The 13,935-nt window shown below is 42.3% G+C and carries 14 protein-coding genes; 7 read left to right on the forward strand and 7 right to left on the reverse strand.

The window, feature by feature from the left end; genetic code table 11:
• Positions 1-106: 106 nt before the first annotated feature.
• Together R7E38_RS16180 and R7E38_RS16185 are read right to left on the reverse strand one after the other, a co-directional pair.
• Entirely contained in the window at positions 107-1,000 is an 894-nt protein-coding gene (locus tag R7E38_RS16180) for a cation diffusion facilitator family transporter (protein ID WP_053303754.1), read from the reverse strand.
• A 176-nt stretch (positions 1,001-1,176) separates the two neighbouring features.
• Positions 1,177-2,055, reverse strand: a complete 879-nt coding sequence (locus tag R7E38_RS16185; RefSeq protein WP_005375568.1) for a LysR family transcriptional regulator — start codon at positions 2,053-2,055, stop codon at positions 1,177-1,179.
• Between the two features lie 171 nt (positions 2,056-2,226).
• On the opposite strand from R7E38_RS16185, the gene R7E38_RS16190 reads away from it, so the two are divergent.
• The gene (locus R7E38_RS16190) at positions 2,227-2,802 is read left to right on the forward strand and encodes a class I SAM-dependent DNA methyltransferase (RefSeq protein ID WP_017821100.1); all 576 of its coding nucleotides are present in this window, start codon (positions 2,227-2,229) and stop codon (positions 2,800-2,802) included.
• Between the two features lie 148 nt (positions 2,803-2,950).
• Here the strand turns inward: R7E38_RS16190 and R7E38_RS16195 are convergent, their stop codons facing one another.
• Positions 2,951-4,924, reverse strand: coding sequence for an acetoacetate--CoA ligase (locus R7E38_RS16195; RefSeq protein WP_226084056.1), 1,974 nt, complete (start codon positions 4,922-4,924; stop codon positions 2,951-2,953).
• Positions 4,925-5,146: 222 nt separating this feature from the next.
• Between R7E38_RS16195 and phhA the strand changes: the two genes are divergently transcribed.
• Both phhA and R7E38_RS16205 read left to right on the forward strand, forming a co-directional pair.
• A complete protein-coding gene (phhA, locus tag R7E38_RS16200) occupies positions 5,147-5,941 on the forward strand; it encodes a phenylalanine 4-monooxygenase (RefSeq protein WP_005375564.1) in 795 nt (264 codons plus the stop codon).
• Positions 5,931-6,269 carry a 4a-hydroxytetrahydrobiopterin dehydratase gene (locus tag R7E38_RS16205; protein ID WP_005375563.1) on the forward strand — a complete coding sequence of 113 codons (339 nt, stop codon included), beginning with the start codon at positions 5,931-5,933 and terminating at the stop codon, positions 6,267-6,269. Before phhA ends, R7E38_RS16205 begins: the two co-directional genes overlap by 11 nt.
• Positions 6,270-6,340: 71 nt before the next feature.
• Here the strand turns inward: R7E38_RS16205 and R7E38_RS16210 are convergent, their stop codons facing one another.
• Positions 6,341-8,110: a choice-of-anchor I family protein gene (locus tag R7E38_RS16210; RefSeq protein ID WP_226084057.1), complete on the reverse strand. Its 1,770-nt coding sequence runs from the start codon at positions 8,108-8,110 to the stop codon at positions 6,341-6,343.
• Between the two features lie 199 nt (positions 8,111-8,309).
• Between R7E38_RS16210 and R7E38_RS16215 the strand changes: the two genes are divergently transcribed.
• Positions 8,310-8,654 (forward strand): HopJ type III effector protein, encoded by a 345-nt coding sequence (locus R7E38_RS16215; RefSeq protein ID WP_005375560.1) that lies wholly within the window; start codon positions 8,310-8,312, stop codon positions 8,652-8,654.
• Between the two features lie 38 nt (positions 8,655-8,692).
• Here R7E38_RS16215 and R7E38_RS16220 read toward each other — a convergent pair whose 3' ends face one another.
• Positions 8,693-9,001, reverse strand: a complete 309-nt coding sequence (locus R7E38_RS16220) for a cysteine-rich CWC family protein (protein WP_136976462.1) — start codon at positions 8,999-9,001, stop codon at positions 8,693-8,695.
• 143 nt (positions 9,002-9,144) lie between these two features.
• Between R7E38_RS16220 and R7E38_RS16225 the strand changes: the two genes are divergently transcribed.
• Positions 9,145-9,360 carry a DUF3820 family protein gene (locus R7E38_RS16225; RefSeq protein WP_005375557.1) on the forward strand — a complete coding sequence of 72 codons (216 nt, stop codon included), beginning with the start codon at positions 9,145-9,147 and terminating at the stop codon, positions 9,358-9,360.
• A gap of 40 nt (positions 9,361-9,400) precedes the next feature.
• Positions 9,401-9,646: a hypothetical protein gene (locus R7E38_RS16230; protein ID WP_238852412.1), complete on the forward strand. Its 246-nt coding sequence runs from the start codon at positions 9,401-9,403 to the stop codon at positions 9,644-9,646.
• Between the two features lie 551 nt (positions 9,647-10,197).
• Here the strand turns inward: R7E38_RS16230 and R7E38_RS16235 are convergent.
• Together R7E38_RS16235 and R7E38_RS16240 are read right to left on the reverse strand one after the other, a co-directional pair.
• A complete protein-coding gene (locus R7E38_RS16235; RefSeq protein ID WP_411978679.1) occupies positions 10,198-11,454 on the reverse strand; it encodes a UvrD-helicase domain-containing protein in 1,257 nt (418 codons plus the stop codon).
• Positions 11,455-11,470: 16 nt separating this feature from the next.
• On the reverse strand, positions 11,471-12,106 hold the full coding sequence (locus R7E38_RS16240) for a nuclease-related domain-containing protein (protein WP_226084059.1): 636 nt from the start codon (positions 12,104-12,106) through the stop codon (positions 11,471-11,473).
• Between the two features lie 550 nt (positions 12,107-12,656).
• On the opposite strand from R7E38_RS16240, the gene R7E38_RS16245 reads away from it, so the two are divergent.
• Entirely contained in the window at positions 12,657-13,907 is a 1,251-nt protein-coding gene (locus R7E38_RS16245) for a DEAD/DEAH box helicase (RefSeq protein WP_005375545.1), read from the forward strand.
• Positions 13,908-13,935: the final 28 nt, after the last annotated feature.

The raw sequence follows: 13,935 nt of genomic DNA on the forward strand, positions 1-13,935 counted from the left end.
CCCTTGCGAGCTGTATTCGAATACGAAGCAAATAAATCGAAAAAATTAAAAAAGCTCCCGAGATTGGGAGCTTTTTATTGAGTTTTAACGGCTCTTTGGTGGCACTCTAATAAGCGACGTTCAAGTGTAGTTGAAGCTTGAATCTGTGCTTCGACAGTCGCTTGATAAGCTGCTTACGAGTGTGCTCTAGTGTATCAAGCTCCAATGTGTCGTCATCAATATGTACGTCCACATTTACTCGTAGCTCTTGGCCCACCTTCGTTACGCCAGCCAGTTTCAATTGATGCTCAGTTACTTTTTCAATCTCAAGAACATCTTTGCCAACGCTCTGACACAGCTCTTTGCTTGGTGCCATCATTAGTAGTTCACGTAAGGCACCTACTAGCATATCGAACGGTACTTTGAGGAAGTAAAAGCCCATTAAAACCATCATCATGGGGTCGGCATATACCGCATACTCAGAGAATGGCGTTAGTGAAACAGCCCAAGCCGAGATAAATCCTACGGTCACCGCCACACTCAACAAAGTATCCATTTGCCACTGTTTTTTCTCCGCTTCAATCAAGCCTGATGAGAAGCGGCGGCTGCGTTTCGCCATAAACCACCAAGCGTAACCACAGCCGATAACATTCACGATGCCGAATAAGGTCGCAATAGAAGCATCGACCTCGCGACCTCCAGACATCAATGCTGATATCGCAGAGTAGAGAGAGAAGCTTACAACCACTAAAATGACGGCTGCTTTTATCGCAATAACGATTGGTTCTAAGACCGCTTTTCCAAATGGGAATACAGATTTTGAAGGCTTGTTAATATAGTAAGAAGCGGCCAGTGACAATAAAGTTAACAGTAAGCTGACCAAAGAGTAAACACCGTCAAAAACAATGACAATTGAGCCTACAAGCAAGCCAAGTACCATACCACCAGCAGCGAACCCAGATGCCAAAAGGGCTGAAATGGTTAGAATACGGTTTTCGTTTTTGCTTGTCCTGTCACACATAAAAGATGCCTTTGAATTTTAATACCTTACTATTCTTCGCTCATAAGGTAATTTAGGCAACCACAAAGTGACCAGTAACTAATTTAAAAAATTGCGTTTTTATTTATGTTCTTATAAAACAATGGCTTACTATGATTTTTTGGTGTCAGTAAAATTGACGCTCACTGATAAAATGTTTAGAAGTCAAATAAATACTCGCTCAATTTATCTGCTAACCACGTCATTGCTGGATGCTCAGTATGGCCGTTAGGTGAAAACATACAGTAGTCTTCTTGCGTCAAGCCGTATGTGTGTTTGATAACGGCGAGCTTCTGCTGACGAAGGTAATGGCGGATTAATGGTTCAGGAAGCACGCCCCAAGCGTCTTCTTCTAAGATGGTGTTCAGCATGTAGTCAAAACTCGAAAAACCAATATATCGAGTCGAGAAAGGTTGCAGTTCAGGGTTGTCTTTCTCATTTAGGTACACCATTAGTGCTTGCATCTGACTACGTAGATCTTCGTCTGAGACACGGCGCATCTTACTTAGGCGGTGTTCTACACTGCATACTGACATCATACGTATCTTACCTAAAGGGTTATATACGATACGAGGATCGTCTACTCGCTCATAATCAACGCCGAAAGCAAAATCTACTTGGTGGGTACTGACCAAGTTGGCTAAGTCGCCACTGGATGCCAAGATTAAGTTGAAGGTTGTTGAAGGAAAGCGGTTATTCAATGTATGAGATAATTCTTGCCAGAGATCATCAGGTAAGGAGTCGTCACGTGCTACCCAAACTTCCGCGTTAAACCCTTCCGAGATTTGAGCGCAGGTCTTTCTGACCCGTTGTGCGATGATAAGTAGGTGTTCGCAATCTTTGTAAATGGCTTTCCCAGCTTCAGAGAGGGTGAGCTGGTTGCCAGTTCGGTTAAACAATTCAACGTCGAGATCTTTCTCTAATGCCTTAATCGACATACTGAGTTTGGTGCGATTGCAGTCGAGTTGCCTTGCCGCTTCAGAAACAGAACCACACTCAGCGATGGTGCAGAAGGCTTCTACTTGAGTTAAGTTCATGATTTGACACAACCAATAAATGAATTCAAATAATTTGGGTATTATGCAGATGCGCTCCCAAAGCCATGAAAGATTATCGAAAAAAACGCGAATCCGCCAGATAAGTCTATGGTCTTTTAACGGTTTTGCGGTAATCTATGTGGGTTACAAAAAGTGAACATGGAGGCCACGATGGCACAAGATTGGGACGGCTTAGCAAAAAACTGGGAATCAAATCCAGCAACAGAGCAATTTGCGCAGTCGGTGTTTGAGCAGTTACAACAGCTAACTCAGCTTGATGGCATTAAAGTACTAGATTTTGGATGCGGAACAGGGCAGTTAAGTCAACGATTGTCACCGATGGTTAAAGACATCGTAGCATTAGACGCATCGGAAGCCATGATTGAGGAACTCGATAAAAAAGAGCTCGTCAACGTAGAACCTGTGGTAGATGCATTATCTCGCGGCTTGGTTGCTCAGCACCCTGCGTTTCGTGGACAGTTCGACTTGGTGGTTGCATCATCAGTTTTAGCGTTTGTGGAAGACTTAGACGCGTCATTAACGATCTCGCATTCTCTACTTAACCACGGCGGCTATTTTGTTCATTTTGATTGGATTGCAGAATGTGAACAAGACGGTTTTACCCTTGCGAAGTCTGAGCGTGCACTGAAAGAAGCGGGTTTTACTGAAGTTGAATCGCAACACGTTTTTGACATTACATCTGATGGTAAAACAATGTCGGTATTAATGGGGCTTGGTCGTCGCTAATACCGCTGAATAAAGAACAAAAAATGACAAAAGCGAGCTAACAAGCTCGCTTTTTTCTTATCTGCTGAGGATATATGTAACTTCACTTGCTCTAAACAAGCGTCGTGGTGCAGGCAAGGACATACTCGAACAACTTAGTCTTCGGAGGTTATTTTGAGACGACTATCCTGCGTATCTCCTCCAGCACTTCAGGGTTGGCTATTGCGCCTAAATTTTCGACGCTTCGGTTGTTAACGACTTGCTTAACGGCTAACTCGACCAGCTTTCCTGAGCGTGTCTTAGGTATATCGCTTATTGCGTAAATTGCACTAGGTACATGCCTTGGAGAACATGCAGACTTTAGCTGTGCTTTGATGGAAGCGATCATCTCGTCATTGAGCTCTACCCCTTTGACTAATTGGACAAACAGCCATATTTGTTCGTTGCGATCGACTTCTTTTCCTACTGCGATCGAATCTAGAATACCGTCTATACAGTTCACTTGCTGATAGATTTCGGCCGTGCCGATTCTTACGCCACCGGGATTCAACGTGGTATCACTTCGACCATAAAACACGTATCCCCCAACGCGAGTCTGTTCAACATCATCGCCGTGGTGCCAAATATTGTCGAACTTATCCCAATAAGCGCGATGATATCTCTCACCGGTGTCGTTCCAAAAGCCAGCAGGGAAGTTGGGTAATGAATTGGCACAAACCAACTCACCGCGCTCTCCTATTACGCTATTACCTTGTGGGTTAAAGACTCGGACATCGACCCCTAACCCTGCTGATTGGCACTCTCCTCGATAAACGGGAGAAATAGGGTTGCCTAATATAAAGCAGCCACAAATGTCTGTTCCGCCAGAAATCGAGGCGAGGTGTACATCTTCTTTAATGTGCTGATAGACATAATCAAACTGTTCTGGATACAGAACAGAGCCCGTTGAGCAAATAGTTTTCAGACTTGGGAATGCATCACTTTTCTGCGGAGAAAAAGATGCTTTTTCCAGCGCCTCTAGGTATTTTGCTGAGGCTCCAAACAGCGTCACTTCGGCTTGTTCTGCGAGGTCCCAGAGCACATTATGAGTGGGGTAAACAGGGCTACCATCAAAAATCACCAAACATGCACCGCTCGCGAGTGAAGAAACGTGCCAGTTCCACATCATCCAGCCGCAGGTTGTGTAGTAAAACACTCGGTCGTTCGGTTGAATATCGCAATGCAGTTGATGCTCTTTCAAGTGATTAAGCACCGTTCCGCCGACGGAATGAACGATGCATTTCGGTTTGCCTGTTGTGCCTGAAGAATAGAGCACAAATAGCGGATCGTTAAAATTCACACGAGTAAAAGTCAGCGCTTCGGGTGTGTATTGATTCAAGACGTTTTGCCAATCTTGGGTGCAGACATCGCATTCAAAAATGTGTGGTTTAAGGTAGCTAATTTGGCAAACTTGTTTAAGACCATCAAGATGATCCGCAATATGCTGGTTTTTCTCAGACATATCGAAAGTTTTGCCATTGAATGTATAGCCATCACAAGTAAACAGGATTTTGGGTTTCACTTGACCAAAGCGCTCCAAAACGCTTTCGACGCCAAAATCAGGTGAGGTGGAAGTCCAGGTCGCCCCTAAACTGGTGGTTGCTAGCATAGCTATCACCGTTTGAGGTAGGTGAGGTAAATAACCAGCGACGACATCACCTTGCTTAATTCCACATTCTTTCAACCATTGCTGCACACTCGAAACTTCTTCGCACAATTGTTTCCAGGTGTAGGTCTGTTTTTCTTCACGTTCATTTTCAAACCAAATCGCGAGATCATCGGGTTGGTGACACGCGTAGGTTAGCAAATTTTCGGCGTAGTTAATTTGCGCGTTTGGGAACCATTTTATATCCCTATTTTCAACAGGCTGCTGCCAGCGACTTTCTGATCGCTCTTTTATGGTCTCTCCCGGAGTGCCAATGACGTCGCAGAATAGCCAAACTTCCTGCCAAAATTTTTCTACATGATCGAGTGACCATTGATGCAGATCAGCGAAGCTTTCAAGGGTATTTCCTTGTCGATTAATGTGTTCAATAAACTGTGTAATGTTGGCTTCTTCGATACGACTTTCGCTCGGTTGCCATACTTTGCTGCTCTCGCGCATAGGTCCCTCTATAACAAAGTGATAACAGGTTTTAGTTTGAGAGGAATACACGATAAAGTCAAACAAGCCAGATATTATATCGTGTCATAAAAATCATGCAGTTACGATGCATTGTAAACAATATGTTACATCGGGGTAGTGCTGAGAAAATCGCGCAGGGATTGGAAGCTCTTAAGACTACAGATAGGCTTAATGTAAAGGATTTGTTAATGGAGATGAGCCATGACCCAGTATCGTTCTAAACCCGTAAACCAGGAAGGCAGGGTTGAATGGAGCCGTGAAGAAGACGCCATTTGGCGAGATTTGGTAACACGACAAATGGGTGTGATCCAAAACAGAGCTTGTGAGGCTTATTTACACGGTTTGACGCTGCTTGATTTACCTCAAGACCGCGTTCCTCAGTTACCAGAAATTAATCGTGTCTTGATGGAGACAACAGGTTGGCAAGTGGAGCCCGTTCCCGCGCTTATTGATTTCGACCGATTTTTTAATCTACTCGGTAATAAGCGCTTTCCAGTCGCCACATTCTTGCGTACAAGAGATGAGTTCGATTACTTACAGGAGCCAGATTTCTTCCACGAAATATTTGGTCATTGCGCGATGTTAACCAACCCAGACTTTGCTGCATTTACCGAGCATTATGGTCAACTAGGGCAAGCCGCTACCCCAAAACAAAGAGCCTATCTCGCTCGCCTCTACTGGTTTACCGTAGAGTTTGGCTTAGTGAAAGAAGGGGACAAAACCAAAATTTACGGTGGTGGTATTCTTTCATCTCCTGGCGAAACCCTCTACGCATTAGAGAGTGATGCAGCAATTCGCGACCCATTTGAATTACAAACTGTGCTGAGAACGCCTTATCGTATCGACATCATGCAACCGAAGTACTACGTGATTGACGACTTTTCTCAACTTTTTAAAATCAGTCAGTTAAATTTATTGAAACAAGCCGATCTAGCGATTGAAGCTGGACTGCTTCCTCCACTTTTTGAACCAAAGGAACCTGCTCATGTTGAATGAACAAAAATGCGAAGCTTGTAGTATCGATGCCATTGCACTAAGCAAAGAAGAACAACAGTCTCTGCTTCTGCAATTGTCTGATTGGCAGATCATTGAAAGAGAAGATATACCTCAACTAGAAAAGGTGTATAAATTTAAGAACTTCAAACAAGCATGGGCTTTCAGTAACAAAATCGCGGAACTGGCAGAAGATGAGTTCCACCATCCTTCTATTTTGTTGGAATGGGGTAAGGTTACCGTAACGTGGTGGAGTCACTCTATCAAAGGTCTGCATAAAAACGATTTTATCTGCGCATCAAAGTGTGACGCGCTAGCATCGGCAGAGTAGGACATTACCTCATACAAAAAAACGCCCGGCTTACGTCGGGCGTTTTGGTTCTAAATGACTTTTACATTACTTTATAGATTGATTCGGAAGACGGATGTCGTGCCCGATACCTCATTGCCAACGACGATAAAATGACCACCATTACGGGTAAAGTAATTAATGGATTCTGGACCTAAATCGCCTGCTTTTGGATTGTATGTATCGTTCATGCATTCGCCATCTTCCACTTCAGTACAAACTGGTTGGCTGTAATCACGGCGGTTGACGTAATGCATAAACTGCGCTTGTTTCGGGTCTGTGATGTCATAAATCATGATACCGCCTTGACGCTCCAAGCCGATAAACGCGTAATGGCGGCCGTTAATTTGTGCTACTTCAATCGCCTCTGGCTCAATGCCTTTATCATCACTTCGGTCATCGCCACTATTATTGTTATCGTTGGTGCTGTTGAAGTTCTTGCCTTCATTCAGCAGCGCGATAGTCGCGAAATCGTCACCACTATCGAAGACCAACTTGCCGTTTTCATCCCAAATCGAGAATGAACGCGCGCCAAATGATTGAACATTCTCTTGTGCAGAAAGCGTTTGTTCCGGCTTAATCACTTTTAAACGCGCGAGTTGTTTGTTGTCTTTTAGTGCCTCTGCCAATGGGTGTTCTGCTGCCACTTTCAGCTTCTTACCGCGCACTTCATCAATATGGCTTAAACAGGTTCCTTGCTCAGATGTATATTCATCTGTACCGAGGTAATCGTCTTCATCCCACATAAAGCCAGCTTTGTCGCACAATTCTTGAGTGGTTTTGAATCCATACTCACGCCCGTCGCCTTCATTTGCAGATACGATGTAAGTACTCCCATTCACTGAGTAGCTGTCGATAGTGTCAGGCATAAATAAGCCAACCAGTTGTGGGTAGCTTTTCAAGTTCCCAATGATTTTGTCTTTGTTGGATGCATCGAGTTTAGCGCCCGACCAAGACTTCTCACCTAAGCCAACAATTTTTTCTACCGATTTGCTCTCTGGATTGACGATTGCCATGGCGTTATTTTCTTGTAGCGCGACATAGATTTTACCGTTATCTGCAAAAGTGAGGTATTCAGGCTCTAGATCTTGTGCGACGGTGGCGTTTGGCCCCGAAATACGCACATTCATTGGGAGCTCTGCTTTTCGTGAACCATCAAATTCGTTAAAGCCAATTTGTGTCACTTCTGCTTGAGTAACACCAAGGCTCAGATCGATCAAAGTGATACTACCTTCAGGGTCAATGCTGTAATCGCTGTTTGGTTCTCCTTCATTAGCGGTTGCGATGTATCGGCCATCTTTCGAGAAGCCAACCATGTCTGGCAATGCGCCTGTTGGAAACGTCATGACTAATGACAAATCGTCGGAGCGGTACAAGCCAACAATACCATTCGCTTGTTTATTACTGTTTTCAATCGCAACAGCTACCAAACCATTGAATACAGCGACACTGTTTGCTGCGCCAATTTCAATGCCCGCTGCTTCGCCAGCGCTGTTGAGATCAATGAATGCGCTTTGCGTTGGTACGCCGTTGTCATCCATAGAAAGTACATCGATACGTTTTGCTTGAGCATTCACCACATAGAGCTTATCTGTACAGGCGTCATAACTCACGATTTCAGCTGCCGATGTGTCGAATGAAGCATCAGCAACGGATGTTCCGATAAACGTTAAACCTTGAATTGACGTTTCCCTAGTAACGGGTGCAGTGGTAGGTTTGCATTGTGTAGCGAATGAAGCCACGGTATCTTCGGGTTGTGATGAACACGCGATGGCAAGTGATGACAATGCGAGTACACCGATTGCCTTTAAAGGGGTGATCATGATATCTCCTTATCAATCCGATAGGTTGTCAATCAGCATGGGTTTTATGCTGCTGTCCATTTCCGCAATTGGAATGATAGAGCGCTGAATGACGTTTGATTTGGTAAGGCTCTGAATATATGTATGATTGATGACTCTTATATTGGCTTTTTATGAAACTAATGTGTCATCAATATGATGAAGTAGGGATAGAGGAATAATGGAATTAAAATCGTTTTTAGATTTATTGGCAGCGTCACCAGAGCAGGTCGAATTTGAAGCAACGATGGCGGTGATCGAAGATAACTATACGTTTGAGCCAACCGCTTTTGTAAATGGTGAGACACAAAACAATGCAGGCGAGAACAACGGTTCGTGTAAGATCTTCGCTTTCGGTTTGCTAAACAACCTCGACAAAGAAGCGACGCTAGCCTGCTTTGGCCGTTTTTATCGTGAAGATGTATTGCAGCATCCAGAGAACAGCGATCACCAGAATATTCGTAATTTTATGGTGACAGGGTGGGAAGGCATTAAGTTTGAAGCGTCCGCTTTAACCGCTAAATAAACACCAGTCAGAAAACGATGATCAGTAAGCCAGTCGTATTACGCGACTGGCTTTTTTTCTAGACATTTTCGGCACAAACACAGCTGGTTGGCGCTTGGCTTGGGTAAATCACGGGTTTCAATAGTAAAGCACCAGCATGTCTCTTTGCCTGCGGCGATATCACAATGGGCTTGAGTCCCGCACTCAGGACAACTGTGCGTTGAATCTTCTCCTGTGATTTGTTCGATAATCGCATCTCGTTGGAGATCGGTTTTGTCTTTCCATTGGATGATTTCATCCATCGTCCGGTGACAACCAGAGCATATTCCGGCGTTATTTTTACATGCTGCTCGACAAGGTGACTTCATTGCTTTCTCGTTCTCATTTTTTATGCCGCGTACTCTAGCACAAAGCGAGTCAAGGCCGCCAAAATAAACGTGACTGCGATTTGCTGGTGAGGAGGGAGAACCAGTGTTACCCTTGGGCGAGTTACCTTAACTCTCTGTCACTTATGTTAGAAAAAGAAAACCTCATTAAACTCGCTAGAATGCAAATGCCATTTGGGAAATATGCAGGGCGAGTGTTAATCGATCTGCCTGAAGAATACTTACTGTGGTTTGATAAAAAGGGCTGGCCAAGCGGCGAGCTAGGGGATTTGCTCAAGCTATGTTTAGCGCTCAAAATTGAAGGCTTAGATAGTGTCGTGAAGCCTTTGAAGCGCATGTAATTAGCTACAGAAACGCCCACTCTTGATGAAAAGACTTATTATGAATTTTGATATCGATGCACTGAAACACCACCAATTGGTCGAAGATGGTAAATTAGAGGGATGTTACATTCATCAGCCAGCTCAAGTTAGCCAGCAAGATGACAAAGCTGTTTTGGCAGAGCGCCAAGCATTGGAAAAGCTGGGATATAAGGTAATACAGGTTAAAGCTAAAGGCGGGACAACAACGTTTGCCGAGGCGATGCAAAAGCTTGCGAAGGAAACTGGTCACCTGCCTAAGGAGTAAGTGAGTGTAACCTGCCACAGCCTTACAAGTTCTCCCACCAGACTATTTTTTCATTCAAAAGAGCCAGACCGTTAGGCTGACTCTTTTTGGCCCATTTTCTTTTTGCAGACTGCTAACGGATCTATTTACTCAAGCATGATTTGACTTACTTTTGCTCATGTCAGAAAAGTGCTCATTAAGATACAAAACTTACTTGGTTTACTATGTAGCATCTCTTAAATCAATGGCGTTATTCTTATTGATTTGTTACGGTTAGCATCTCAATTAAACATCTGATAAAAAAGTACTTGTAAAGGTGTATCAATATGAAAAAATGGTTGTATGAGAAGTGTTCAGTGATTTTCTGGTTAACTTTCATCACTTATGCTTTGACACTATATTTTGCAAGCTACGTTGGAGTTTACTTAACTTATGTCGCTGTTCCAACAATCGTTATTACTGGTTTCATAGCTTACTTAACAAGACCAAAGGAAGAGCAAAATAACAAGTGATCTTAAGTCGAAAAGTCTGGGTCTTTAGATAAAGCGAGCAGCGCACGTTAAGCTTTGAGATTATTTAATATTCTGACGAAAAAATGAATCATATTTACTATCGTTGCAATTAAATATAACTAAATTAGATTTTGCTCGAGTAATTCCTGTATAAACCATCTCTTCATGATCATTTTTTAGAAAAATGCAAAAGACCGTATCAGATTCTAGCCCTTTGTAGCTGTGTATTGTGGATAATTTGATAACACCTGAGTTTTGCATAAAGAAGCATTTTTTACGGCGGCGTATTTGTTCAATTTTCTTATGCCGCTCTGCATCAATTAAATGCTGAATTTGATTTAGATCTTCTTGGTCTTCAAACATTATTTTGGTTTTTTCTTCTTTTCTTATTAATGCTTCAAGCTCGATAAGAGGCTCTACTTTAGAGCAGATAATAGTCAAGTCATTGGGGTTGATTTGATTCTCTTTTATATGGATTTTAATGTCACGCCATAGCGATGACGCGTTAACTTCGGAACCGTACTGGTTGTATTTAAGTAGGTTGAACTGAATACTTCCTTGTACATAGGTTGATTCAAACACCTCACTATCAGAATACTTGTTGACTAAGAACGATTCTTGGAAATTTTTGAATAACTGAACTAACGGTGTATCTAGACTGGATCGATATGACTTTGTTAACTTATTCCATTTACCAAAACCTTGAACGATAGCCGACTCACGTTTTTTATCATCACGCTCATAAATATTTTGTGATTGATCGCCAAATAAAACCATTTCACCTTTTTCTACAAGAAAGTTATCTCTGATATTTTTTATCCAGTCAGGTTCATAATCCTGAACTTCATCTATAAAAATAGTGTGGTACTTTTCATCAATGGACACAGTTTTAAAAACTTCTCTATCACTGTAAAGTTTTTCTAACTTTTCATCCTCATTACCTCGATATTTTTCTAATAACTCGGCGATATCGAATCCATATTCGTTAAGCTTATTGTTGATGAAACCATGGTAGTGCATAACTTCAAAGTGGCTTCCTGCACTCTTATTTTGTATTTGAGATATTTTGTCTTTAATGTAATGACGCAGTGTAATATTAAAGGTAAGTATTAACACGGGAGCCTTATGACGCTCATAGGCATTAATAGCACGTTGGGCCATTATTGTTGTTTTACCGCAACCAGCGACACCCTTTATTTTTTTCTTTTCTAGTTTACTTTCTGTTAGTTTCTTTTGTTTGGCATCAAATTGAATTGCTATACCTTGCTCTAAAGTGTGAACTGGAGGAGAGAGCCTACGGATAAAATCTTGATATATGTCATCGGTAAATAAATTATTTTTTTTTGATTTTTTCTACTTTGTTAATTAACTTATCTATAGAGTCTTTAGCAAATGACATACGATAGTCACGACTTAGTTGCGCTTTTTTGTTTGAAAGATAGACTCTTTGCTTCTCATAACTCTCATGTTTAATTTGATTGCTTTTTCGTGACTCGTTCAGAGCAGTTATTGTAACTTGTAGTTCTTCGGTTGGACTAACATAGAGCTTTTGGATCTCGGCATCAGTAGTACAATGAAAATAAACATAATTTTCAATAACGTTAAAGAAGTGTTTATTTTTCAGTTCCTTGAGTCCTAAAATCGGTAAGTGTAGATTAAACATATTCTGCTTATAACGAAACACTTGCGCTTGAGGTGACCGTTTTGCAGCACCTTCAATAATCCATTTGTTTTCTTTGGTCACGCTGTAGTACTTTAAGTCCCAATCTTTCACTTCAATTATGATAGAGCCGTAACCTCTCTTTAAGATCACAATGTCTGGGCGATCTCCATCAAGGTATGAGTTAAAGAATATTTCATATGAGTTATCAAGAGCATCATCGAGCTTCTTTAAAAGGAATAGCTCACCTTCTGTCGGTTTAACTGTAAGCCTCGAGATGTTATTCCAGTCGGGTTTCATTTTTGCCATGATAACTCTTTATTCCATAACTATTTGTGTATTATCTGGTTACACGTAGCTGAGATAAGTAGATTTGAAGCTTTTCAGTTTAGTTTAAAATACTTTAGGTATTACTAATGTGATCTGCATCGATAAGGTAGGTGCTAGTTTACATTGCCATACGTGTGCTTATCTATGGATTGCTAAATTAGTGAGTTTATCGTGTAGTGGTCAATCAATAAGATGATTTGACATACCTTAGGTTATTCGTTATTTGCCAATTCAGGGAAAGCTATAACTTATTCTTGTCCAATTATAAGCTATAGGGTTTTCTCAAGCTGTATTTTGTTTTACAGGAGTCAGAGTGCCTGGCTCCTTTTCCCTTTGCTTGTCGCGAACGCTACCATCTTGGTCGTAGAGTATTGGTTACCGAAACCATTAACTCATGTTAGTGAAAGGAAATTCCTGAACCCTATAGTGCTTCTTTCACCAATCTTCTGTTTGGGCCATTATCTCTAACATCCAGACGCGAAATAGCATAAGATACACGGCCTTTACTAGCACTGAGCCACTCATCGTAATGACAGATAAAACACAGCAAGCGACATTTGCCGATCTTGGCCTGATTCCAACCTTAGTCGAGCGACTAGAAGCGTTAGAATACAGCCAACCGACGCCCATTCAATCCCGTTCTATTCCTGATATCCTTGAAGGGAAAGATATTATTGGTGGTGCCAATACGGGGTCTGGTAAAACCGCTGCTTTTTCGCTGCCAATCTTGCAAAAAATTGTTCAGCAAGACGAATCAAACAATCGCCGTGGCAACTTCGTTTCCCACCTGATTTTAGTACCAACTCGTGAGTTGGCATCACAGGTGGCATATAACGTCAAATCTTACTCATACCATCTCAGAGATAAGATCAAAACGGTTGCCGTATTTGGTGGTGTATCGGTGAACCCACAAATGCTGGCGCTTCGTGGTGGCTGTGACATCATTGTTGCAACGCCGGGTCGATTACTTGATCTGGTATCCAGTAACGCGATTAAGTTGGACCAAGTAAAAACGCTTGTTCTTGACGAAGCCGACCGTATGTTGAGCCTCGGATTTACCGAAGAACTGAATAAGATTCTTGCGTTACTCCCAGAGAAGAAACAGACGCTGTTATTTTCTGCAACTTTCCCTGATAAAGTGACGACGTTGGCTCAGCAGTTGCTCCGCGACCCTGTTGAAGTTCAGTTGCAGAGCGCAGAAGCCAGCACTTTGGTGCAGCGCGTGTTTAGTGTAAATAAAGGTGAGAAGACGGCGGTACTCGCGCACTTAATCAAACAGCATCAGTGGCGACAGACTCTGATTTTTGTGAATGCTAAGAATGCCTGTAATCATTTAGCTCAAAAGTTGTCAAAACGCGGTATTACCGCTGAAGTTTTCCATGGTGATAAAGGGCAGGGCGCTCGTACTCGTGTCCTTGACGGTTTTAAGTCTGGCGAGATTCAAGTTCTTATTGCCACCGATATCGCAGCACGCGGCCTTGATATAGAAAAACTTCCAGTGGTGATTAACTTCGATCTTCCGCGTAGCCCTGCTGATTATATGCATCGAATCGGTCGTAGTGGTCGTGCTGGTGAAGTAGGTTTAGGGTTATCTCTTATCGATTACGACGACTACCACCATTTCAAAGTGATAGAAAAGAAAAATAAGTTTCAACTTGAACGCGAGCAGGTAGTCGGTTTTGAAGTGGAAGACGATCAGAGTGAAGCCTACTTTTTACCAATGAAGCCGCGAGCGAAGCCTGCAGGTACGGGTAAAAAGAAGAAAAAGCGTAATCAATAGAAAACGTAAACTACATGTGAGTTTAATT

The organism is Vibrio sp. Vb2131, assembly GCF_033338535.1.
In the GTDB taxonomy this organism is placed as follows: Bacteria; Pseudomonadota; Gammaproteobacteria; order Enterobacterales; family Vibrionaceae; genus Vibrio; species Vibrio alginolyticus.